We start from the raw sequence: 23,618 nt of genomic DNA, 5'->3' as shown, positions 1-23,618 counted from the left end.
ACTTCGACACAATCTCCCGCCATCTCAGGGGTTACGGCCGTCCCGTCGCTGCGACATCGTCCGCTTCATCGGCCAGTCGGAACATGGCGGGAGTGAGCGTATGGCGCTGCAAAAGCCGGTAAAACTCGGTGCGATTGCGATCCGCCAAGCGTGCCGCGTCGGTGACGTTGCCGCCCGTCAGCTTCAGGACCTGCGTCAGGTACTCACGCTCGAAACGCTGGCGCGCCTCGGCGTAGGTCAGCACTTCGACGGCGGGCGTGCGCAAGGCCCGCTGAACCAGCGTGGCGGCAATCAGCGGCGTGGTAGTAAGCGCACAGACTTGCTCGACCACGTTGTAGAGCTGGCGCACATTGCCCGGCCAGGCCGCGGCCACCAGCATTTCGAGCGCTTCGGGCGCAAATCCGTGGATGGTCTTGCCGTACTTCTCCGACAGACTGTGAATGAAGTGCCCGGCCAGCAGTGGGATGTCTTCGCGTCGCGCATCGAGTGAGGGCAGCGTCAGGCGCACCACGTTGAGCCGGTAATACAGGTCTTCGCGGAAGCTGCCTTCGTGCATGGCCGCATCCAGGTCGCGATGGGTTGCCGAAATAATACGCACATCGACCGGGCGCGCCCGCGTCGCCCCGACCGGACGCACCGCGCGCTCTTGCAGCACGCGCAGCAGCTTCACCTGAAGCGGCAGCGGCATGTCGCCAATTTCATCGAGAAACAATGTGCCGCCGTCAGCACTGAGAAACAGCCCGTCATGTGCCGTGCTGGCACCGGTGAACGCGCCTTTCACATGGCCGAACAGTTCCGACTCCAGCAGGGCTTCGGGGATCGCCCCGCAATTGATGGCCACAAAGGGCTGGTTGGCACGCACGCTGGCACGGTGAATCGCGCGCGCGAGCAATTCCTTGCCGCTGCCGCTGGCGCCGCGAATGAGCACGCTGGCATCCCCCGCCGCCACCATGCGCGCTTCTTCGAGCACCTCGTTCATGCAGGCGCTGCGACTGACGATCTCGGCGCGCCAGGCTTGGCTGTTTTCACCGACGTTGAGCGCGCGCGGCGCCGAGACGTCAAGCGCCCGACGGACTTTGTCGAGTAAGACCCGGCTGTCGAAAGGCTTGGTCAAGTAACCAAAAACGCCGCGAGCCGTGGCATCGACAGCATCGGGAATGCTGCCGTGAGCGGTCAGCAGAATGACCGGCAGGCCGGGATGGGTGCGGCGGATTTCGTCAAACAGGGCCAGGCCATCCCGGCCCGGCAAACGCACATCGCTGAGCACCAGATCGGGCGGGCGCACAGCAAGGTGGGCCAGTGCCGCCTCGGCTGAACTCACGGCGTCGACCTGATATCCGCTGGCGCGCAGCCGCATGGATAAGAGGCGCAACAGGTCGGGGTCGTCGTCAACCAGCAGCAGGCGGGGTGATTCAGGCGCGTCGCTGTTGGCGACATCAGCGCGCTGGGCGAGATTCATTGGGAAGTCTCCGAAGGACGGCGTGCCGGCGCGGGCAGGCTGCGCTCGATTGCGGTCAGCGCGTCCAGTTTTTGTTGCAGGTTGGCCACCGCTTCGCGCCCGGCCTGCTGTTCGGACAGCAAGGCTTCGTTCTGGGCCATCAACCGGGCGCGGGTGGCCAACTGAACATGCACGATTCGCGCCAGCGGGTGGAGGCTGGCCGCATCGGGGCTGCGATTGGCCAGCAACTTGTCGAGCAACGCCAGGCCACGCGCGAGATCGGCGTCGGCACGCGGCTGCGCATGCAATAGCGCCAGCCGCATCTGGCTCATGGGGTCGCTGCCACCCTGCCCTTCGATGGCTTTCAGTTCCTTGGCAAAACCCGCGACATCGAGCTCGGCCACATGTCGGCCATAGGCAAGAATGGCACGCGGCGTGACGTCGTCGTGACGCACGGCCGTCTTGATGGGTTCATCGGAGGGCAAGGTGCCTGCCACAGGAAATTGCGCGCAACCCGCAAGCAGGCCTAGAACAAACGCCGGTGCGCTCAGGCGGCAGAGTCGGAAAATCATCAATATCAATCTCAGCTATCGAGTGGGAGTTCGATTCGAAAATGCGCGCCGCGTTCGCCAGAGAGCAACACGACTCGACCGCCGTGCGCCTGAACATACTCACGCACGATCGACAAGCCGACACCGCTGCCGCAGCGCGGTGTCGCTCCTTGGCGACGCCCTTGAAAGAAGGGATCAAAAATACGGGGAATATCGTCCTCGGCAATGCCTGGGCCGGTATCGATGCAATCAATATGCAGATGAGCGGCGCTGCGCGCGGCACGCAGGCTCACCACCCCCCCCGATGCACTGAAGGAGATCGCATTGGCCAGCAGATTGCCGACCGCAACCCCCAGCTTGGCGATATCGCCATCGACCGAAACAGGGTCGGCCTGGAGCTCGATCTCGACATCGCGCGACTTCGCCTGCAAGCGCTGGCCATCGGCCACCTGGGTCAGCAGTGCTTTGACCTCAACGGTGCTGCGTTGCAGGCGCCGCGCGTCGAACACGGCGGCGTTGAAGTCGAGCAGATCTTCGATGCGGCCCTGCAGCAAATGGGCATTGTCACGAAGGATGTCGACCACCTCGCGTTGCCCGCCGGCGAGCGGGCCGGTGACTTCGTCGTCGAGCAGCGCGATCCCCTCGCGCAGCGCGGCCAGCGGGGTTTTCAGCTCATGAGAGACATGCCGCAACATGCGTGCTCGATCGGATTCCAGCTCGCCCAGACGCTGGCGAAGCCAGTCCAGACGCTGCCCCACCTGACGCAGGTCTGCCGGCCCTTCGATATCCACCGGAATCTCGAGCAGGTTGTCGCCGAGACGAGCAATACCCTCCTCGATCTGCTTGACTGGCCGCGCCAGCTGCCACCCAAAAAAAGCCGCCAAGGCCACGGCGACCAGCAGCGCAAGCAGCACCTGCCAGGCGAGGCGCAAGCGGTTCGCTTCGAGGGTGTCGAGCAAGCGTGCGTTGCGCACCGCGATCCATTGGCGCGCTTCGATGCTCAAGCGTTCATTGATCAGATGCAGGCGATCCAGTGCGTCGCGCAAGGCAACATCGTCGGGCGTACCGGTAATCGCAACTTCGGCCTCGTCAGCCGCGGCGCGCCACGTATCGGCGACACCGCCCAGCGTGGACGGTTCGGCGCGGGAAAAGGCCAGCAGCGCGGTTTCGGCGTCGGTGCGTGCGTCGCGATAGCGCTTGCGCAGCGCAGGATCATTCAGCACCACGAACTGGCGCGCGCTGCGCTCCATATCGACGGTGCGCTGCGCCAGCTGCTGGGCAGCCGAGGTCAGTCCCACGGCGGTATCCGCACCGGCACGACTCTGTTGCGCAAAGGATTCAAGCACCCGAAGACCCTGCAAGGCGGCGGCACTCAACACCAGTGCGATGAGTACAAAGCCGGCGAGCAGCATCTGCCGGAATGACATTCGGGAAAACATGGGGCTGCCCACAGGATTGGGTGACAGTGTCGACTGTAGGCGACACGCCCCTCGGATGCGGTAAGCAAATGCAAATGAGCGCCTATGACAATGCCTTGACTCGCTCACAGGACGCGCCGGCGTCGCCGAACGGCGACATGGAAATTATCAGCACAAACAGTCGCTTAAGAAATGTTACCAAAAGCTGTGTCGGCTATTGGCGACAGGTGCGACACAAGCCAGGCGATCGGGTGCATTGTCTACCGGCGCTAAGCCACGTTGATTCAATGACTTCCAGTGTGTGGCATGCCACTTGCAAGAGTCGGGCCAAGCGGGTGTTGTACCCGCAGCCGCGATCGTCAAGGAGATGAGATGTTCAACAAACCCGGACTGTTCCCGAAGCGTGAAGCCGCCGAGCCCACGCCCGCCCCCTTCAACTCATCCACGCCGACCAATCCGACGTCGGCCTCTACCCGCCCGTCCCCCAGACCCGGAACATTTGGAGCCCACATGCGTAGCCAGACCGAGACCCCGACTGATACCGCCAATCCGGCAACGGCCGAGGCCGCAGAAACACCGCGTACCGATGCCACCGAAGACAGCGGCAGCCGCCTGATCGTCGGTCCTGACGTCAAGCTCAAGGGTGCAGAAATTCTTGACTGCGACACGCTGGTGGTCGAAGGCCGGGTCGAAGCGACCATGGACAGCCGCGTGATCCGCATTGCAGAGCAAGGCGCGTTTTCAGGAAAAGTCGGTATCGATGTGGCCGAAATCCACGGCAAGTTCGACGGCGAGCTCACGGCGCGCAAGCAATTGATCATTCATGCAACGGGCCGGGTCAGCGGCAAGATCCGCTATGGCAAGATCCTGATCGAAGAAGGCGGCGAAGTCTCTGGCGACGTGCAGTCACTCAATTCCGCTCAGGTTGGTCGTGGTGACTACGACAAGCAGGCCGGCAAGGATGACAAGGTCAAATCATTGGTCGCCTCGGCCAACTGACGCCGCGAAACCTGCTGTGAGCCATGCAAAAACGGGTGCCGTCGGCGCCCGTTTTTTTTGCGACAATTCGGCTTTGTGGAAGATATTTCGTTTCCGGAGAGTCCCTTCATGCACCCTGTTCTTGCTACCTCCGCCCTGATTGCAGCCACACTCTTTGCCGCTGCCCCGCCCGTGCTTGCCGATCAACACGCCCCGGCGGCGGTGACGCCGGCCCAGGCCCCCGCCCGTTGGACAAGCGATACGCCGCTCCGGGCCGCCATCGATGAAATGGCGCAAATGCTGCGCGCCGTTGGCCACGATTTGCAGCAGAACCAGCGCACCGAAGCGCAATACGATGCCCTGGCCGACTGGATGCTCAAGCGGCTCGCCACATTTCCGACGACACATGCCGACCGCAATGCCGCCATCGCGCTCTCAGAGATCAAGAAAGATCTGGGCGATGGCGCCGACATCATGACGCACGCCACCCACCTGCCCGCCCGCCGACTGGGCTACATGATGGCCGTGCAGGCGCTCAACCGGTACGGAAAAAGCTTCGAGCATCCTGACTGGACGCCAATTCCTTACTGAATCTCAACGCAAACGCGGCGAGGGATAGGGATGCGCCGGTTGGCGACCGGCGATAAGATCCGCCAGAATTTGCGCAGTTCCTGCCGCGGTGGTCCAGCCCATCGCGCCGTGGCCGGTGTTCAGCCATAGGTTGCGCGGCCCGGCCTGGCCCACCAAGGGCGGGCCTTCCGGCGTCATGGGCCGCAGGCCTGACCACGGTGTGGGCTGGCTGAAGTCGGCGCCATTCGGAAACAAGGCTTCCGCACGTGCGACCAGCATGGTCACATCCTTGTCCGGCAGTCGGTTGGCATAGCCCGAAAATTCGGCGGTGGTCGTCATCCGAAGCACCGAGCCGAGCCGAGACCAGGCGGTGAGCGTGCCATCGTCGACGCCAGCCAGCGTTGGCGGCGTGTGCTCGACATCAATCGGAAAAGACACGGAATTCCCGCGTACCGGATAAATCGGCAAGCGCAGACCGAGCAGCCGCGCGAGCATGGGCGAAAAGCTGCCGAGCGCCAGCACGAACACATCCGCGCGATGCTCGCCGTGCTCAGTCACGACCGCGTCAATCTGGTCACCCTGAACCCGCCAAGCTTGAACGGTTTCATTGAAACAGAAGCGCACACCGCGCTGCTGGCAGCGAGTGGCCAGTTCAACCGTAAAGCGATGAGCGTCGCCGCTGGCATCACTCGGGCAATGAACGGCGCCAGCAATGCTGCGGGCGCGGGTTGCCAAGGCGGGTTCGAGACGAACCACATCGTCAGGCGAGAGGACATGGGCCTCGATCTGCGCTTCTCGCAACACATTCAGCGTCGAGATTGCCTGCGCCAACGCGACATCGGTGTCGTAGAGATAGATCAGCCCGCCACGCGTATGCGAAAAGTCCACACCGGTTTCGTCGATGATGGAGTCGAGCTGCTGCTGCGCGTAAGCGGACAGGCGCATCAGCAGGAGCGAATTGCGCTCCCAGGCATCGGTTTGACAGTTGCGTACAAAGCGCCAGCCCCAGCGCATCAGTGCCGGGTCGAAGCGCGGCTTGATCCGCAAAGCTTGCTGGCGGTCGAACAGCGACTTGAGCAAAGCCACCGGTGCGCCGGGCGACGCCCAGCTAAACGCATGCCCCGGTGAAATCAGGCCGGCATTGGCAAAGCTGGTTTCCTGCGCGGGGCTGGCCGCGCGATCAATCACCGTCACCGCGTGCCCTTCACGGGCCAGCGCATGCGCGGCGGTCACGCCGGCCAGACCGGCGCCGAGAACACAAATCTGCATGTTGTTAGCTCTCACTTGCCCAAAACCAAGTGCGCGCAGGCATACGGGCGAACGCGGCTTCGGGTAAAGTTTCGTTTTTCCTGATCGTAACCCGGCAGCGTACCCAATGGCCCAATATGTAATGTCGATGCTCCGCGTGAGCAAAGTTGTCCCCCCGAAACGCCAGATCATCAAGGACATCTCGCTGTCCTTTTTCCCCGGCGCCAAGATCGGTCTGCTCGGCCTGAACGGTTCGGGCAAGTCGACGGTGCTGAAGATCATGGCGGGCGTGGATACCGAATTTGAAGGCGAAGTTCAGCACCAGCCGAAGATCTCCATCGGTTATCTGCCGCAGGAGCCCGAGCTGGACCCGGCCAAAACCGTCAAGGACGAGGTCGAATCAGCGCTTGGCGAGCTGATGGAAGCCAAGCAGAAGCTCGAAGAGGTGTACGCCGCCTACGCCGAGCCGGATGCCGATTTCGACAAGCTAGCCGAGGATCAGGCGCGCTACGAGAACATCATCTCGGCCGCCGGTGCTGACGTCGAAACCCAGATGGAGATCGCTGCCGATGCGCTGCGCCTGCCCGCCTGGGAGGCCAAGATCGGTACGCTCTCCGGTGGTGAGAAGCGCCGCGTCGCGCTGTGCAAGCTGTTGCTGGCCAAGCCCGACATGCTGCTGCTCGACGAACCGACCAACCACCTCGACGCCGAATCGGTCGAGTGGCTCGAGCAGTTCCTGGTCCGCTTCCCGGGCACCGTGGTGGCCGTCACCCACGACCGCTACTTCCTGGACAACGCTGCCGAGTGGATTCTCGAACTCGACCGTGGCCATGGCATTCCCTGGAAAGGGAACTACTCGAGCTGGCTTGAGCAGAAGGAAGAGCGGCTGGAGCAGGAAGCCAAGCAGGAAGCGGCCCGTATGAAGGCCATGAAGAAGGAACTGGAGTGGGTGCGTTCCAACCCCAAGGCCCGTCAGGCCAAGAGCAAGTCGCGTCTGGCCCGCTACGAGGAAATGTCGAGCGTCGAGTACCAGCGCCGCAACGAAACCCAGGAAATCTTCATTCCGCCCGGCGAGCGTTTGGGCGACAAGGTCATCAATTTCGAAGGCGTATCCAAGGCTTTCGGCGACAAACTGCTGATGGACAACCTCAGTTTCAGCCTGCCGGCCGGTGCCATCGTCGGTATCATCGGTCCGAACGGCGCGGGTAAATCCACGCTGTTCAAGATGATGATGGGCAAGGAGCAGCCGGATTCGGGCAGCATCGATATCGGCAGCACCGTGCAACTGGCAGCCGTCGACCAGTCCCGCGAGGGTCTGGAGAACGACAAGACGGTGTTCGACGTCATCTCCGGCGGCGCCGACATTCTCACCGTTGGCAAATTCGAATGTCCCAGCCGTGCCTATATCGGCCGCTTCAACTTCAAGGGCGGGGACCAGCAGAAGATCGTTGGCAATCTCTCGGGTGGTGAGCGCGGACGCCTTCACCTGGCCAAAACGCTGATCGCCGGTGGCAACGTATTGCTGCTCGATGAACCCTCCAACGATCTGGACGTCGAAACCCTGCGCGCCCTGGAAGACGCCTTGCTGGAGTTCTCGGGCTGCGCACTGATCATCAGCCACGATCGCTGGTTCCTGGACCGCATCTGTACCCATATTCTGGCGGCAGAAGGCAATTCCCAGTGGTCCTTCTTTGAAGGCAACTACCAGGAATACGAAGCCGACAAGAAGAAGCGTCTGGGTGAGGAAGGCGCCAAGCCGAAGCGGATTCGCTACAAGCCGATCTCTCGCTGATCTGCCATGTTGCTCGGCGGGGGCTGTGCGCGGCACGCCCCCACCGTCTGATTCAGAAGGGTTTCCGCGATGATTCAATCACTTCAAGCTTTTTTCAGCACGCTGACCAATGCGTCGACGAACGCCGACGACGCGCCGCCATCCCTCCCGTTGGCCACCGCAGCGCTATTGGTCGAAATGATGCGTGCCGACAGCGAAAGCTCGCCAGCCGAGATGTCGCATTTACGCAAAGTCCTGGCGGCGGAGTTTCAGCTCGACACCAATGAAGTCGATCAACTGCTCGACGCGGCCACGGCGGAGTCCCGCGAAGCGCCCGGGTTTCATCCATTTACATCGCGCTTGAATCAGGCGCTGGATGCCGCTCAGAAGCTGCGCGTCGTCGAGTATCTGTGGGCCATTGCCCTGGCCGACGGGCATGTCTGCGCGCACGAGAGCCATTTGATGCGCAAGCTGGGCGACTTGCTGTACATCTCGCGCGGCGACCTGGTCGCCGCCAAGGCCCGGGCACAAGCCGCGCTCGGGCATCGCCGCTAACCGCGCAATCGGACGCGTAGCGCGATCACCCACCGGGTGATCGGCCCCGAAGCCGAAAAGCTTCGCTTGTTCAATACCTGGCTCATGGGTACAAGCGGTCAACTGTGGTTTCTAGGATGATGGGCTCCGGCACGCCCAGATAGAAGCCCTGCCCACGCGTAATGCCCACCTGGCTGACCCACGAGAGCGTTGCCTCATCCTCGATCCATTCCGCCACGGTCTCGATGCCGTGGCTGCGCGCCACCTGCACCACCGCCTGAACGATTTCCTGTGCACGTTTGTCTTGCGCCACACCGCGCACATACCCCCCATCGAGCTTGACGATATCCACCGGCAGGTCACGCAAGGTGGCAAAGCTGGCAACCCCGCTACCCAGATCGTCCAGCGCAATGCAGAATCCGGCCCGGCGTAGCGTCTGCATCAGCGTAAGCACGTCAGTGGGGTCGACAGCGGTAGCGGTTTCAGTCAGTTCGATGCAAATCTGGTGGGGATGGACATCGGCTTGCTCAAAGCAGTTGGTAATCCAGGCGGCCAGCCCGAGATCGGCGGCCGATCGGCCGGAGAGGTTGATCGACACATAGCGTCCACCGTTGAGCACGTCGGAAAAATGCCGCGCAATGCGCGACACGATGTGCCGATCCAGTGCGCCGATCAGGTCGAAGCGCTCTGCCGGCGGGATGAACTCCGACGGCAGCACCAGCGCGCCATTGTCGTCGCGCATGCGCACCAGCACTTCATAGCCTTTGGCGCGGTTGTCCTGCAGATCGAAAATCGGTTGCCGCCACAACTCGATACGGTCTTCATCAATGGCACGCTCGATGCGGTGCGCCCAATGCACATCGCTTGAGCGAGCCATGGCCTGAGGGCTGCGTTCAAAGGCAACCACCCGATTCTTGCCGCTACGCTTGGCGCTGTACATGGCCGCATCGGCATCGGCGCGCGCCCGCTGCAAAGAGTCGTGATCGTGGTAGGCGCAGATGCCCATCGAGCAACTCACACGGTAGGTCTCGCCACGCTCGTCGTAATACGCGTACTGCTCGACGTCCGAGCGAATTGCCTCGGCAATGTTCAATGCAACATCCTCGGGGCACTGTGGCAAGGCCACAAAAAACTCGTCGCCACCGATCCGTGCAGGCACGTCCAGGCGCCGGATATGACGGCGAATAATGGTGGCGATGGCGCGAAGCACCTGATCGCCCGCCGCGTGACCGCAGCTGTCGTTGATGACTTTGAACCGGTCAAGATCGAGGCAGATAAGCTGGCCGGATGTGTCGACCGGGCTCATCCTGCGTTCGAACCCGACCCGATTGTGCAAGCCGGTCAGCGCGTCGTGCGTCGCCGCCCACTCGGCGCGGCGCATGGTCTCGACCTCGTGACTGACGTCGCGCAGGACCAACACGAGCGTGCCAGCCGACGCATCGCTGTCGCCGGCCTCTCCCAGGCGGGCGCAGGAGCCCTTGATCATGGCGACACCACCGCGATGCGGCAGCGCGCATGCGATCGGCTCGATGCGGCTCGTGTCCCCGGGCCTCGCCAACGACGCCCATGCGACGATTTCGCCATCATTGGCGCTCACCTGAATCAGGTCGCGCACATCCGCGCCAGTAATGGTCTCCGGGCGAGCTCCCAGCAAGTTCGCTGCTGCCGCATTGCTTTGGCGCACCCGAAAATCATCGTCGATGACAAGCACGGCATCAGACATCGCTCGCACCACTTCGGCATACAGCCGATCACGCTGTTGCGCAGCGCGCATGGCATCGGCGGCGCGAAGAATGTTGCCGATCCAATTCCCCACCATACCGGCCATGCGTTCAATGGCAGCGCGCCGCGAAACGTCCAGCGGGTGCAGCACCAGCGCGCGTGCGCAGAGCGGCTCGTTGGGACCGCCCAGCGGATGGACCAGCGCCTGCGTGCCATCGGCAAGCGAGGTCACGGAAGTCTCGCCAGCGAAAGAAAGGCGCTCAAGGGGCAGCGTGATCGGTGCAATGCCGTCACAGCACCCCACCGTCGTGCACGCACAGTGCACCGACCGATAACCCGTCGACACACACTCGACAATCGATGCATGGCTCGCGCCGCTATGCGCGACGAGCAGTGCGAGGCAGTCGCCGATTCGTTGCTGCTGCGGGCGCGGCGCAGACACCACATCGGCAAAATCACTTCGCCACCGCGACAAGGCGCGGTCCCGCGATCGTGTTTGAGCGGCCGGGACGCCAGCAATGAATACGCTTTGGGCGGTGCCGGGCAGAACCAGCACACGGCTCACCCGTGTGTGATCGTGGGCGACGGCAGCATGCGCTAATTGACTCGGTCGCCTTTCGCGACGAACCGTATCGATGGCGAGCCGAAGTGCCGGTGCATGGGGCCAGAGGGCATTGATGCCGGCAGAGGCGCCGTGAATACGAAAAAATTCGTCGCTGCCGTCGATCACCTCGTCCTGACTCAACTCGCACCAGTACGGATGCAGGTAAGCGGTATCTCGGGCAAGCGCTTCTTTCAAGGGGACCACCTGTTCGGATGTCGAACACACGCACTCTGCAACACACCCGCCGCTCGCCAGTGTATCGAAGATGAAATGGCGCACGAGGGACCGCCCGCGAGTCATTCCAATTGCGTATAAAAATGAAAGATGGGAATTTGGTACAAGCGTTCTAAAAAATCAAGCATCCGGCAGAAAAATCCTTCGAATGGTTGGAAACGCCCGCCCACCGGGGGGCGACAGGCAGACCCATCTGCCCGGTGGCGCGTTTGCGTATAACACCGACAGCCTGCGGCGCAGATCCAAATTCGCGCTTCAAGCGAGAATTCTGACGGGCGTCTGTAAAGTTGGCCGAGCTTTTCCCGTTGATACACAAACCATGTGCCCAGACCGGTTCTCCCGATGACGCGATCCAAAGCCCGCCTGCTTGTACAGTTCGAGTTTGATCTGGATGTACCGGACTCATTTGCCGCACTGGATGCGGCCGCACTCCAGAAACAGCTCACACTCGCCCTGGGAGACACGGTGTTCGCCGGAATGCGCACCGTGAGCAGCAAGCAGCTGAGCAAAGCCGACATTCAGGTGGAGGCATATCGCCATCGCGTCGAAGCGAACCGGGTCGACGCGCCGAGCATCGATGCCGCACTGCTTGCCAGAATCGCGCCACACCTGACGGATCTGGAGGTGCAGCAGCTTTCTGTCCGTGCGGCAGCCAAGGCGCCCACCGGCGCCGACGCCTTACGCGCCTATCTGCGCCGCCAAGCCCTTGCCGTGGCAAACGACTATCGCCTGGTTCCGTGCGCCGTGCAGGCGGCAATGAGCAACGGTGCCATGGTCACGCTGGGCGCCAAACTCAATCTCACGAACGGCGGTGTGCTGGTTGATGAAGCGCATCGCAAGACACGCCTGAAATCCGACCAGCCGACGGTCAATGTGACCCTCGGTGAGCCGCAAATCATCTTGCCGGCAAAGCTGTCCGGGCACACCTTGAGCGGCCCCGTGCTGGCCGTTGATGTCACCCACATGGCGCCACACCGCGATGCGCTGCAATCTGCGTGGGCGGCGACTCAGTGCGTATCGGGGTAACGCGCCAGCACCGCTTCAATCGCGTCCAGATGCGCCACGAAATGCGCAACCAGTGTCGGATCAAAACAATACCCTGCTTGCGCCACCAGATAGTCCACCGCATTCTGAACTGACCACGGGTCTTTGTACGGGCGTTTGGACGTCAGCGCATCAAAGACATCGCAGATGGCCGTAATCCGGCCTTCAATCGGGATCGACTCGCCCTGCAAGCCATTGGGATATCCGGTGCCATCCCATCGTTCGTGATGGTTGCTGGCAATGCTGGCCGCCATCTGAATCAGCGCCGAGTGATGATTGCCGAGGAGGTCCTCGCCGATCTGCGCGTGGCACCTCACCTGCGCGAGCTCTTCATCTGACAGACGACCCGCCTTGCGCAGGATATCGTCGGAGACGCTGAGCATTCCCACGTCGTGGAGCGGCGCGGCACGCTCGATCATGAAGCACCGTTCGGCCCCCAGGCCGGCTGTCTTGGCGAGGAGATGCGCCATCTTGCCGACGCGAACGATGTGCGTCGCCGCGTTGACATCCGCTTTCTCACAGACCATCGCCAAGCGATGGACAATCGCATCGGTGGCGTTGATCAGCTCGGCGGTGCGTGCCGCCACCTGACGCTCAAGCTCTTCGTCGAAATGGCTTTGACGGTTCTGCGCCTGACGAATGCGCAAGGCGTTGCGGATCCGGACCTGCAAGGCCTCCATATCAAAAGGCCGTTCCACATAATCGACCGCGCCGAGCGCCAGCGCCCGGTGACGCAAGGCCGTGTCATTGGGGTGAATCACCACCAGAATCGGTGGGCCGGGCGTCTCGATGGATGCGTGCTGGCGTTGGGCCAGAAAATCGAGCGCGGGGGACTGCGCGCTATCGAGATCAAGCACAATGAGGTCAAAACGCGCGTCTCGCAGCAGTGCCTGAGCGGCCTGCGGATCGGCAACAGATTGCACGGCGGTGATCCCGGCTGCATCAAGCGCTTGCCGCAAAGCCGGGTCGCTTCCTGTCGGGTCATCGCACACCAGAACAGAAGCGGATGTCAAGAAATCGTCGATAAACATCGGAACCCCGCGCACAATGGCAACATACCCATGGACTTACGACACCGCGGCTGCTTCACTGAAGCACCAATTTCAAACGGCACGAGGACGCCAGACGCATCCAGCGCAAGCAAGTCATTGTTAGCTCTCAAAGATCCGCGTTAGATCAAGGACGCAGATGCCATTAATCGGCACAGTGAGTGCCTCTTTTTGACCGGACGTGCAAAAATCGCCACAGCATTTCATTGCCCCCCTCTGAGAACAGGATTTCACGCATGACGCAGCATGTGCCCAACACCTGCACCGATAGCGCGATTAACGATATCCAGCTGTCGATGCAGGAGCAAAACGGCATCTTGTCCCTCCAGCAGACGCTGCTGGCGGCCGTGGCACGTGGCGATGCGGCGCACGAGGTAATCGATCGCCTTTGCCTCCTCGAAGAGCAGTTGGTGCCCAATGCCGTGGCCAGCGTCATGACGCTGAACGCCGACACCCAAGCGCTCAATGTGCTGGCCGCACCCAGCATCCCGGTCGAGGCGCGCGATCAGCTCCAGAATTTGCGCCCCGGTCCGGAAGCAGGTTCGTGCGGCAATGCGGTGTTTCGTGAAGAGCCGGTGTTTGTCAGCAACACCCACACCGATGCGCGCTGGAAAGAACTGCGCTCGGTGGCTGAAGACTTCAACATCTGCGCATGCTGGTCCATGCCCATTCTGGGCGCCCGCGGGAAGGTCATTGGTTCGTTTGCGCTGTCCAGTTTCGAGCACCGATCACCAACAGCTTTTCACCGAAAACTATTGGAGATCGGCGCCCATCTGGTCGGCATCGTGCTTGAGCGCAAAGCCAAGGATACCCAACTGCGCCTGGCCGCCCGGCTGTTCGAAACGAGCGAAGAAGGCATGGTCATCACCGATGCCGAAAATCGCATTCAGGCAGTGAATCCGGCCTTCACCCGCGCGACAGGCTATCTCCCCGATGAGTGCATCGGCAAACGCCCATCCATGCTGTCATCGGGGCGTCACGACAAGGCTTTCTATGTGGCGCTGTGGGAGAAGCTCCAGCGCACCGGCCACTGGCAGGGCGAGATCTGGAATCGGCGCAAGAATGGCGAAATCTATCCCGAATGGCTGGTAATTTCCGCCATCCGCGATCACAGCGGCGAGATCGTGCAGCATGTCGGTATTTTTTCCGACCTGACCGAACAGCACGCCTCGCAAAACCGGATCCGCTTTCTCGCCACGCATGACTCACTCACCGAGTTGCCAAACCGGATGGTGCTCGAAGAGCGCTGCGGCCAGATCATTACGTGGGCCCGTAAAGCCAATCATCGTGTCGCCCTGCTGTTTGTCGATGTCGACAACCTTAAGCTCGTCAATGACTCGCTGGGCCATGCCGCTGGTGACGTCCTCTTGCAGTCGGTGGCGCAACGACTGCGTCACTGCGTCGGGGACAAGGACCTGGTCTGCCGCCAGGGCGGCGACGAGTTCATTGTCCTGCTCGATGAGCTGCCCGCCTTCGAGATCGCGGCAACCGTGGCGCAGCGAATCAACGAGCGCCTGGGCGCCCCCTACCACACCGACAGTGGCGAACTGGTCACATCGGTCTCCATCGGCATCTCGGTTTTTCCGGACGATGGCGAAGACTTCAATGCCCTGCTGCGCAAGGCAGACGCGGCAATGTACCAGGCCAAGGAAGCGGGTCGGAACACCTTCCGCAGCCATCACCTGGACGTCTCAACCGACGTCTTGAACGACCTGGTGATCCGCAACGGCCTCCGCCCCGCCCTGGAACGCAACGAGTTCTCGCTGCACTATCAACCCATCCTCGCACTCGACAGCGGCGCACTGATTGGCGCCGAAGCCTTGCTCCGCTGGCAGCACCCGACACTCGGCAACGTGCCCCCCGACCGTTTCATTCCAGTCGCCGAACTGACCGGACACATTGTCGGCATTGGGGAGTGGGTCCTCGGCGAAGCCTGCCGTGAAGCGGCAAACTGGTCGCGACGGGGCCTGGGCGAACTGACCGTGTCGGTCAATTTGTCACCACTTCAGTTTCGTCACGGAACGCTCGAAGCGCATGTATCGGCAGCGCTGGCCGAGGCCGGGCTGAGTGCGCGCAGCCTCGAACTCGAGATTACCGAGTCAACGCTGATCGGCGATACCGCGACGCTGGTTGGCCAGTTGGCCAACCTCAAAGCGCAAGGAATCCGCCTGGCCATTGATGACTTTGGTACGGGTTATTCGTGCCTCGCCTATCTGCGGCGCCTGCCTGTCGACCGGCTCAAAATCGATCGATCCTTCGTGGCAGACATGAGCCAGGATGCCGACGACGCGAGCATCGTTCGCGCCATTATCCAGATGGCAGCCGGGCTGGGCCTGCGCATGACGGCCGAGGGGGTCGAAGAGGCGCATCATCACGACGCCCTGAAAGCGCTCGGCTGCACTGAGGTGCAGGGCTACTACTACGCGCGACCCATGCCCGCCGACGCCTTTGCGTGCTGGGCGGCCGATCGCATCGGCCAACCCTCAGCCGCTATTTCAGACTGAAGCCCAGCGCCTTCAGCGCGTCCACCAGGCGATCACGACCCGACAGCGATGCCGGCCCCGCAACGCGCTTGGCCGAGTGGATGGACCAGTTGCCTTTCACATCCATTTTCTGCGCCTCATAGAAGCGCGCCATGGCGGCGTTGTAGGCTGCAACCGCGTCGTCCTGTTCGGTTGAATAACTTTCGTGGTGTAGCACGGCCGACTGCGGCAGACGCGGCTTGACGCTGGCGGGCCGGGCATCGTCTTCATGGCCCACGCACATGCCGAACACGGCAAAGGTCTTGGGCGGCAGCTTGAGCACACGCGCCACGTCTTCGGGCCGATTGCGCATGCCACCGATATACACCGTGGCCAAACCCATGGATTCGGCCGCGGCGACCGCGTTTTGCGCGGCGAGTGCCGCGTCGATCACCGCCGTCAGAAACATCTCGGTGTAGTCCAGCGCGTCGCTGGGCCGCCCCTCGGCCGCCGCCACCCGTTCAAGGCGAGACAAGTCGGCCAGCCACACCAGCTGCAACGGCGCCTGACGGATATGGGCTTGGTTGCCGGCAAACTCGGCCAATTGGTCACGAACCGCTTGATCACGCACCGCAACCACGCTCCACACCTGCAGATTGGACGAGCTGGCGGCCGATTGCGCGGCGGCGATCATCGCACTCAGTTGCGCATCGCTGACCGCGTCGGCGCGAAACGCCCGCACCGAGCGATGCGTCATCAATTGATCAATCACCGGAGTGCTGATGTCGGGAACGGCTTGCGCCATACCGCCGTAGCGGCTGTCGTACAAAGGCTGATGTGCGGTCATCTCGGGGAAAATCCATTCAAAGAGTGAGGCGAGGTCGTGGATTGCATTATTTTTTTACCGGAATCGGCAGGGACCGGTCGACCGTCACGGCCGTGACCGAGTTCTGGGGGCTGCCGGAGATGACTTTGTCGGTGTAGGTCAGATAGACCAGCGTGTTGCGGCTCACATCGACAATGCGCACCACGTGCAAAACCTTGAAGATGATCGAGCGCCGCTCGCTGAAAGCGTCTTCCTGCCTGGGGAGCGGCTCGCGGAAGGTGATCGGGCCGACCTGCCGGCAAGCAATCGACACATCCGATAACTCCTCGGCAACGCCAAACGCGCCTGCAATGCCGCCGCGTTCCGGCTTGGCCACGTAGCAGGCCACACCATCAACCTTGGGGTCATCAAACGCCTCGACCACCAGCTTGTGCGAGCCGGTGAGCTTCCATTCGGTGTTGACGCTGCCGACGTCTTCGGCAAACGACACAGACATCCAGAGCACAGAGGCGAGCATGAACAGCACGGCTTTCATCGGCCAGTCCTTTTTGTTGAAAACAAGGCAATCAAACGAGTAGAAGATGGGGACGCTTCAGCGACTCTCAAGGCTGAACGCGCCAATTGCCGCCAATCGCCGCTTCAGATAGCCTGATGATATGACACGTTCACGCACGCCGACCACCGGCCGACTCACCGTCGACACCCTGCTCACCCGCCTCCTTGACGCCGGCCAGATCAGCCGCCGCGACCATGATGAGACCGTCACCGCCCTGCGCATGCGTGGACGCAATGAGCAGCATCCGCTGGCGCAGGTGGGCGAACGTCGGCTCACCCGCGCCTGCGCACCACACGACACCCTCAGCGTCGAGTCGCTGACCGAGTGGCTGGCCGAAGACGCCGGGCTGACCTACTTCCACATCGACCCGCTGAAGATCGATGTGTCCTCCGTGTGCAACCTGGTCTCGCATGCTTACGCCACGCGCTTTCGCATCCTGCCGGTAGCGATCCGCGATAACGATGTCACCATCGCCACCGCCGAACCCTACGAGAGCGAGTGGCTGTCGGTGCTCGAGCAGGCGCTCAAGATCCGCATCCATCGCGTACTCGCCAACCCGACCGACATCGTGCGCTACCTGGCCGAGTTTTACAGCCTGGCGCGCTCGCTCAAGCACGCGGTCGCGCAGCACGAGGGCGCGCAGAGCGGCATCGGCAACTTCGAGCAGCTGGTGAAACTGGGCTCCAACAAATCGCTCGATGCCAACGACCAGGCGGTTATCCACATCGTCGACTGGCTGCTGCAGTACGCCTTCGAGCAGCGCGCCAGCGACATCCACATCGAGCCGCGACGCGAGGTGTGCAATGTGCGCTTCCGCATCGACGGCGTGATGCACCTCGTCTATCAGACCCCCGTGCCGGTGGCCGCGGCCATCACCAACCGCATCAAGCTGATGGGCCGCATGGACGTGGTCGAGAAGCGCCGCCCGCAGGACGGGCGGATCAAGACCCAGTCGGGCAATGGCGAGGAGATCGAACTGCGCCTGTCGACCATGCCGACCGCCTTTGGCGAAAAGCTGGTGCTGCGCATCTTCAACCCCGACGTGCTGCTCAAGTCCTTCGGCGACCTCGGCTTCAGCCAGGCCGAGGGCGTGCGCTGGCGCGAGATGTTCTCCCAGCCCAACGGCATCATCCTGGTGACCGGGCCGACCGGCTCGGGCAAAACCACTACGCTGTATTCCACGCTCAAGGAGTTGGCTACGCCCGAAGTGAACGTATGCACCATCGAAGATCCGATCGAGATGGTCTATCCGCATCTGAACCAGATGCAGGTACAGCACAACATCGGGCTCGATTTCGCCAGCGGGGTGCGTACCCTGCTGCGTCAGGACCCGGACGTGATCATGGTCGGCGAAATCCGCGACCTCGAAACCGCCGAGATGGCCATCCAGTCTGCCCTCACCGGTCATCTGGTGTTGTCCACCCTGCACACCAACGACGCCCCCTCCGCCATTACCCGTCTGCTCGATCTCGGCGTGCCGCCCTACCTCATCCGCTCGACGCTGCTCGGCGTACTGGCGCAGCGGCTGGTGCGCACGCTCTGCCCACATTGCCGCAAGCCACACCCGATCGACGAGCCCGACTGGCGCGATCTGGTCGCACCGTGGAAGTCCGCGCTGCCAACCTCCGCCTGTGGTCCGGTGGGTTGTCTGGAGTGCCGCATGACCGGCTATCACGGCCGGGTGGGCTTGTATGAACTCATGACGCTCACACCCACACTGCGCCAGCTCATCAGCCCCGACATGGATCTGGCACGTTTTCGTGCCCAGGCCGTGCGTGAGCACATGACCCCGCTGCGCCTCGCCGGCGCCCGACAGATCGCCGCCGGCACCACCACCATCGAAGAGATCGCGCGTTCCACCCCGCCAGCCAGCGGCGAGGCGCAATAATCACTTTGCCGGGGCAATGCGCAGGATGCGTCCCTCGGTTTCGTCCAGCACATACAGCGCGCCGTCTGGCCCCTGCCGCACATCGCGAATCCGGTGACCGATCTCGGTCAGCAGCCGCTCTTCACGCACCACTTTGTCACCGTCGAGTTCGACACGCAGCAGCAGGCCGAACTTCAAGGAGCCGACAAACAGATTGCCCCGCCAGGCGGGGAACAGATCGCCGGTATAAAAGGCCATGCCGGACGGCGCAATCGACGGCGTCCATTGATGCACCGGCGGCGCCACATCGGCCCGTTGCGTACCATCGCCAATGCGCCAGCCGGTGACGTACTCGCGCCCGTAGGTAATCACCGGCCAGCCGTGATTGGCGCCGGCACCCGGCACATTGATTTCGTCGCCGCCTTGCGGGCCGTGCTCATGCGTCCATAGCGCCCCGGTGACCGGATGCAAGGCCGCACCTTGCACATTGCGGTGCCCGTAAGACCAGATCTCCGGCAACGCGGTGCTGTGCCCCACCAAGGGATTGTCGGTCGGCACACTGCCGTCCGGCCGAATGCGAACGATTTTGCCGAGGTGACTATCGAGCGCCTGGGCGCGATCGCGCTCGTGATACCGCTCGCCAAGTGTGGCAAAGAGATTGCCGGCGGCGTCGAACACCAGGCGCGAGCCAAAATGATGACGCCCCGCCGGGTCGTCCCGCTGCGCGAAAATGACGCGCACATCCTTTAATCGAGGGGGCGTGGACGACAGTTCAAGTTGGGCCCGCGCCACTGCGGTTCGCGCGCCGTTTGAAGTCGGCTGAGCGAAGCTGAAGTAAATGAGCCCATCCTGCGCAAACCGCGGACTCAGGATCACATCCAGCAGACCGCCCTGCCCCTCGGCATGTACTGTCGGCACGCCGGCGACCGGGGTTGAAAGACGTCCGTCCGCCGCCACCACACGCAGGCGACCGGGGCGCTCGCTGACCAGCAGGCGCCCATCGGGCAGGAATGCCAGCGACCATGGTGTGTCGAGGCCGCTTGCGACGGTAGTGACCGCCAGCGGTCCGGCGGATGAGTCGAGCCGGAGCGCATCGGCAAACACCCGGCTGCTCGCCAGCAAAACAAGAACCAGCGCGATGCCGGCAGGTATTGGAAATCGAAAACCAGCCACCTCGTCACTCCCGTTGAAAACCCGGTTTCAGTATGGCAAGTGAGGCGGTGTTTGTCGTCGGCTCAGTTCAATGCCGGGAGTCGAGGCAATAGCGCGGTGCAATCGGGAAAATTGCGGCACCCCCAATAATCGCCATGGGAGCCGGTCGCCGAGACCATTTTTTCGCCGCATTCGGGACAGGTCGGCGTGGTGTATTTGCCTTCGGTCGCAATGGCATGGAGGCGATCGCGTGCGTCGGCCGGCAGACGCTCGATCATGGCCAGTAACACGCGCCCATCCACAAGAACGATGCCGTGCTCACGGCCGAGCGTGCGGGCCTGCGGCGTAAAGCAACCGTTGGTCATCAAAAAGCCGCGCTCGATGGCCTCGTGCGTCATGGCGCCAATCAATTCTCGCACCGGGGTCACATCGAGATAGCTCACCCCACGGGTGCGCACGTGGACCAGGCCGGTGGCCTGCTCCAGACGTTCCTTGTCCTGGTACAGAAAGACGTCACGGCCGGCCGCGTGCGGCAAAGAAACAGCGCGGAGTGAGATTGCCTTGCGGGAGTAGTACGCGACACACAAGGCTTCAAAGCGCTGCCACTCCAGACTCTCGAGCAGGCTCAAGGTCCATACGCGGGCGGCGGCCGGCACCATTTCGGGGTCGAAATCGGATAGATCCGCAGCGTCCATGGCGGCGGGGTCGAACTCGGTGGGCGCGGAGTGCATCGTGGGCGGCGCATCGCCGCCTTGCCCCGGGCTTGCCGGGCTGGCCGCCGTTCGGCGTTTGTCGGCCCGCTTGCGCGCCTTGTCTGCCGAACCGCGCCAGTGCGCGCTCAGGGCCGCGCCGCCGAGCACCAGGGACACCAACAAGGCCATGACGGGCACAATCATCGTGGCACCATCGTGCGAACCGTCCAGTTGCCAGAAGGCAAACGCGGCAAGTACGATCAACGCCAGCGCGAGCAGCCACAGCGTCCGCGCCTTGCGCGGCGAAGGGGGCATGTCACGCCGACGTGCTTTCGCCTGATTCATGTGCTCTCCCATGGCATGGCCATGACCCGCCTTCCCGCCTCATTTGGGTGCGGAAAAAGCTGATTTTGGCATAGCGGCAAGCATCAAACAAACAGCACTTGCTGATGTCATGCGCAAAACCGAATGCGCAGCGGAAGATTGCGTCACCCGACCGGGCAGGCGACAATCCGAAGCCTTGAGCCCAGCCGGAGCACCCGCCAGAAAATGAAGTTGATCGTCGCCATTTTGTCTCTCGTCGTGCTGGCCATTCTGGCCCCCTTGGCCTTCATGCCCTCAGCCGATGACATCCACCGTCAACAGTCGGCCTTGCCGTGGCAGATCGAGGTAGATGCGCAGGGACGCAGCAAGGTATTCGGGCTCACGCTGGAGCAAAGTACGCTTGGCGAGGCGCGCGAACGCTTTGGCCTGGACCTCACCGTGGCCATCGTGACCGCCCCCGGCGAAACGGGGGCGCTCGAAGCCTATCTCAGCAGTGCACAGCTGGGGTTTGTCACCGGAAAACTTGTTTTGACAATTGCCGTGGCCGGCGACGAACTCGACCGCATGCGTCAGCGCGCGGTCAAAACCGAATACATGGAATCGACCACACGCAAGGCCACGCTCAGTGCGGCCGACCTGGCCACCGCCATGACGCGCCCGATTGACAGCATCGTCTTCATTCCCTCGGTGAACCTCGACGAGGAAGCCGTGATGTCGCGCTTTGGCGCGCCGATCGAGCGCGTCGCGATCAACGCGCACCAGACGCATCTGCTCTACCCCGACAAGGGGCTCGATCTGATTGTCGACACCGAGGGCAAGGAAATCCTGCAATACGTCGCACCGCGAAGCTTTGCGCGTGTGCGCACGCCCCTGCGGGAGGCAGTCACTCAGTAGTGCGGCGGGATCTCGTCTTCAGGCCGGCCAGCGCTGCCGGGCTGCGCGGATTGCAGCTGGCGCTTGAGGTCCAGCACCTGCGATTGCAGCAGCGCGATCGCCTCCTGCTGCCGGAATAGCGTCATGTTCAGGCCATCGAGCAAATCCTCTGCGGCCATGAGCTTGCACTCCAGAGCATCCAGACGTGATTCCATCGTTTTCTCCTGACTCGGGCAGCCGGCATTGTACGCATTCGTGCGCTTGTGCCGGTATCTGGAACAAAAGATGCACGCCGGTCGCTTTGGCGGAATTCGATATGCATTAAACTGGCGCCTACCGCCGACACGCACGCGCATATCATGACTCAATACAAACTCGTTTTTTCTGGCGACATCCTGCCAGGCCACGATCCTGAGGTCGTCAAGGTACAGTTGGCCGCAATGCTCAAAGTTGCGCCAGAACAAACACCGCGGCTCTTTTCCGGCAAGCGCGTCACGCTCCGAAAGGGACTGGATACCGAAAAAGCGCAAGCCTATCGCCGCAAGCTCGCGGCCATGGGCGTAGGCATCCGGGTCGAGGCCGACGTGCCGGAACCGGTGATCACGCCGCCGTCGACTACCACCCCCGCGACCGACGTACCGACGATGGCGCCCGACACGCCCCCGCCACCGACTCGCGCAACACCTGCCGCGCTGGATCTGGTGCCCACCACTGACGAACCTGCTGGCGACATGGATTGCCCCGAATGCGGCCATCGCCAGCCCCGGCGCACACTCTGCCTGAACTGCGGTTGCGACATGCCGCGAGTGCTGGCGGCGCGTGAAGATCAGGCACAGGAGGCGCTAGCGGGCGTGTCGACAACGCAGCACAGTTCATTGCGCATTCATACCGGTGACGCGGCGGTGGTCGAGACCGAAGCGGTCCGTCTTTTCGGCACCGATTTCGGCGGTCGAATCAGCCGACGCTCTTATTTTGCGGGCAGCATGCTCCTGACCAGCGCACTGATATGGCTCGCCATTATCGGTATCCGTCTGGAGAGTCTGCTGGTGCTCGGGCTATGCGCGGTGGTCGCGGTGTTCTTCGGCGCACGCCTGAGCATTTTGCGCTGCCATGACTTCGACTGGCGCGGCTGGTGGGTGTTGATTACCGCAATTCCCTACGTGGGCGGTCTGTTCAGCCTGCTGCTGATGTTCCTCCCCGGCAGCAAGGGCGACAATAATTTTGGCCCGCAGCCACCCCCCACCAGCTGGATCGGTGCCATTGGTTCGATCGTGTTTATTACGGTGTCGTCGACCCTGGCCTTCAATTTTTTCGCGGACGACGTTTACGAAACGGCAACACGCTACAACCAGACCTCAAGCATCGAACGTGCACCGGACGTCAGCGGCATGCAGACCACCGCACTACACGGCTACGACCCGGAACGGGATCACATCACCATGTATTCGCTCACCACCTGCGGCTATTGCGACCAGAAGCGCGCCCAGTTCGATGATTTGGGTATCCGGTATCGCGAGGTTTTCATCGACACGGACCCGTCAGCACAAAAACTCATGTGGTCCAAATTGCGCGCCAGTGGCTGGAAGGACGGCGGCGTGGGCACCCCGACGCTGGAGGTCAATGGCGTGATGCTGCCGAACAACCCCTCGCTCAAACAGATGAGCCAGCATTTTCATGGACGCCGCCGGCAATCGAGCTGAATACG

General features: G+C 62.5%; 20 protein-coding genes. 9 read left to right on the top strand and 11 right to left on the bottom strand.

Annotated elements, in window-relative coordinates; genetic code table 11:
• Positions 1 to 31 precede the first annotated feature (31 nt).
• The 3 genes from FHP91_RS14275 to FHP91_RS14265 are packed head-to-tail and all read right to left on the bottom strand — an operon-like array spanning position 32 to position 3,428.
• Positions 32 to 1,459: a sigma 54-interacting transcriptional regulator gene (locus tag FHP91_RS14275; protein ID WP_144310229.1), complete on the bottom strand. Its 1,428-nt coding sequence runs from the start codon at positions 1,457 to 1,459 to the stop codon at positions 32 to 34.
• Positions 1,456 to 2,010 (bottom strand): hypothetical protein, encoded by a 555-nt coding sequence (locus FHP91_RS14270; RefSeq protein WP_144310228.1) that lies wholly within the window; start codon positions 2,008 to 2,010, stop codon positions 1,456 to 1,458. Before FHP91_RS14270 ends, FHP91_RS14275 begins: the two co-directional genes overlap by 4 nt.
• A gap of 11 nt (positions 2,011 to 2,021) precedes the next feature.
• Positions 2,022 to 3,428, bottom strand: a complete 1,407-nt coding sequence (locus FHP91_RS14265) for a sensor histidine kinase (protein ID WP_144310227.1) — start codon at positions 3,426 to 3,428, stop codon at positions 2,022 to 2,024.
• 351 nt (positions 3,429 to 3,779) lie between these two features.
• On the opposite strand from FHP91_RS14265, the gene FHP91_RS14260 reads away from it, so the two are divergent.
• Both FHP91_RS14260 and FHP91_RS14255 read left to right on the top strand, forming a co-directional pair.
• Positions 3,780 to 4,406: a bactofilin family protein gene (locus FHP91_RS14260; protein WP_246116316.1), complete on the top strand. Its 627-nt coding sequence runs from the start codon at positions 3,780 to 3,782 to the stop codon at positions 4,404 to 4,406.
• 108 nt (positions 4,407 to 4,514) lie between these two features.
• Positions 4,515 to 4,976 carry a hypothetical protein gene (locus tag FHP91_RS14255; RefSeq protein ID WP_144310226.1) on the top strand — a complete coding sequence of 154 codons (462 nt, stop codon included), beginning with the start codon at positions 4,515 to 4,517 and terminating at the stop codon, positions 4,974 to 4,976.
• A gap of 3 nt (positions 4,977 to 4,979) precedes the next feature.
• On the opposite strand, the gene FHP91_RS14250 is transcribed toward FHP91_RS14255, so the two are convergent.
• The gene (locus tag FHP91_RS14250; RefSeq protein ID WP_144310225.1) at positions 4,980 to 6,224 is read right to left on the bottom strand and encodes a D-amino acid dehydrogenase; all 1,245 of its coding nucleotides are present in this window, start codon (positions 6,222 to 6,224) and stop codon (positions 4,980 to 4,982) included.
• A gap of 106 nt (positions 6,225 to 6,330) precedes the next feature.
• Between FHP91_RS14250 and ettA the strand changes: the two genes are divergently transcribed.
• A complete protein-coding gene (ettA, locus tag FHP91_RS14245) occupies positions 6,331 to 7,995 on the top strand; it encodes an energy-dependent translational throttle protein EttA (protein WP_144310224.1) in 1,665 nt (554 codons plus the stop codon).
• Between the two features lie 69 nt (positions 7,996 to 8,064).
• Positions 8,065 to 8,529: a tellurite resistance TerB family protein gene (locus FHP91_RS14240; protein ID WP_144310223.1), complete on the top strand. Its 465-nt coding sequence runs from the start codon at positions 8,065 to 8,067 to the stop codon at positions 8,527 to 8,529.
• An 82-nt stretch (positions 8,530 to 8,611) separates the two neighbouring features.
• Here the strand turns inward: FHP91_RS14240 and FHP91_RS14235 are convergent, their stop codons facing one another.
• On the bottom strand, positions 8,612 to 11,029 hold the full coding sequence (locus FHP91_RS14235) for a putative bifunctional diguanylate cyclase/phosphodiesterase (RefSeq protein ID WP_186301562.1): 2,418 nt from the start codon (positions 11,027 to 11,029) through the stop codon (positions 8,612 to 8,614).
• 381 nt (positions 11,030 to 11,410) lie between these two features.
• Between FHP91_RS14235 and FHP91_RS14230 the strand changes: the two genes are divergently transcribed.
• The gene (locus tag FHP91_RS14230) at positions 11,411 to 12,094 is read left to right on the top strand and encodes a hypothetical protein (protein WP_144310221.1); all 684 of its coding nucleotides are present in this window, start codon (positions 11,411 to 11,413) and stop codon (positions 12,092 to 12,094) included.
• Here FHP91_RS14230 and FHP91_RS14225 read toward each other — a convergent pair.
• A complete protein-coding gene (locus FHP91_RS14225; RefSeq protein ID WP_144310220.1) occupies positions 12,076 to 13,143 on the bottom strand; it encodes an HD domain-containing phosphohydrolase in 1,068 nt (355 codons plus the stop codon). The genes FHP91_RS14230 and FHP91_RS14225 overlap by 19 nt on opposite strands.
• A gap of 254 nt (positions 13,144 to 13,397) precedes the next feature.
• Here FHP91_RS14225 and FHP91_RS14220 point away from each other — a divergent pair, with 254 nt between their 5' ends.
• Entirely contained in the window at positions 13,398 to 15,665 is a 2,268-nt protein-coding gene (locus FHP91_RS14220) for a putative bifunctional diguanylate cyclase/phosphodiesterase (RefSeq protein WP_144310219.1), read from the top strand.
• Here the strand turns inward: FHP91_RS14220 and FHP91_RS14215 are convergent.
• Both FHP91_RS14215 and FHP91_RS14210 read right to left on the bottom strand, forming a co-directional pair.
• A complete protein-coding gene (locus tag FHP91_RS14215; RefSeq protein WP_144310218.1) occupies positions 15,652 to 16,470 on the bottom strand; it encodes a nitroreductase family protein in 819 nt (272 codons plus the stop codon). The two genes, FHP91_RS14220 and FHP91_RS14215, sit on opposite strands and share 14 nt — an antisense overlap.
• A gap of 46 nt (positions 16,471 to 16,516) precedes the next feature.
• Positions 16,517 to 16,984 carry a CreA family protein gene (locus FHP91_RS14210; protein WP_144310217.1) on the bottom strand — a complete coding sequence of 156 codons (468 nt, stop codon included), beginning with the start codon at positions 16,982 to 16,984 and terminating at the stop codon, positions 16,517 to 16,519.
• A gap of 121 nt (positions 16,985 to 17,105) precedes the next feature.
• Between FHP91_RS14210 and FHP91_RS14205 the strand changes: the two genes are divergently transcribed.
• Complete coding sequence (locus FHP91_RS14205) at positions 17,106 to 18,893, top strand: GspE/PulE family protein (RefSeq protein ID WP_144310216.1); 1,788 nt, start codon at positions 17,106 to 17,108, stop codon at positions 18,891 to 18,893.
• On the opposite strand, the gene FHP91_RS14200 is transcribed toward FHP91_RS14205, so the two are convergent.
• Together FHP91_RS14200 and FHP91_RS14195 are read right to left on the bottom strand one after the other, a co-directional pair.
• The gene (locus FHP91_RS14200) at positions 18,894 to 20,045 is read right to left on the bottom strand and encodes a PQQ-dependent sugar dehydrogenase (RefSeq protein WP_391527571.1); all 1,152 of its coding nucleotides are present in this window, start codon (positions 20,043 to 20,045) and stop codon (positions 18,894 to 18,896) included. It abuts the gene before it with no gap.
• Between the two features lie 62 nt (positions 20,046 to 20,107).
• Positions 20,108 to 21,061 (bottom strand): restriction endonuclease, encoded by a 954-nt coding sequence (locus FHP91_RS14195; protein WP_186301560.1) that lies wholly within the window; start codon positions 21,059 to 21,061, stop codon positions 20,108 to 20,110.
• Between the two features lie 204 nt (positions 21,062 to 21,265).
• Between FHP91_RS14195 and FHP91_RS14190 the strand changes: the two genes are divergently transcribed.
• On the top strand, positions 21,266 to 21,934 hold the full coding sequence (locus FHP91_RS14190; protein ID WP_144310214.1) for a hypothetical protein: 669 nt from the start codon (positions 21,266 to 21,268) through the stop codon (positions 21,932 to 21,934).
• On the opposite strand, the gene FHP91_RS14185 is transcribed toward FHP91_RS14190, so the two are convergent.
• The gene (locus FHP91_RS14185; protein WP_144173576.1) at positions 21,928 to 22,128 is read right to left on the bottom strand and encodes a SlyX family protein; all 201 of its coding nucleotides are present in this window, start codon (positions 22,126 to 22,128) and stop codon (positions 21,928 to 21,930) included. The two genes, FHP91_RS14190 and FHP91_RS14185, sit on opposite strands and share 7 nt — an antisense overlap.
• A 48-nt stretch (positions 22,129 to 22,176) precedes the next feature.
• On the opposite strand from FHP91_RS14185, the gene FHP91_RS14180 reads away from it, so the two are divergent.
• A complete protein-coding gene (locus FHP91_RS14180) occupies positions 22,177 to 23,613 on the top strand; it encodes a DUF805 domain-containing protein (protein WP_144310213.1) in 1,437 nt (478 codons plus the stop codon).
• Positions 23,614 to 23,618: the final 5 nt, after the last annotated feature.

This window comes from Denitromonas halophila (assembly GCF_007625155.1).
Classification (GTDB): Bacteria; Pseudomonadota; Gammaproteobacteria; order Burkholderiales; family Rhodocyclaceae; genus Nitrogeniibacter; species Nitrogeniibacter halophilus.
Note: the sequence above shows the minus strand (reverse complement) of the source record. Positions and strands in the feature narration are given on the sequence as shown.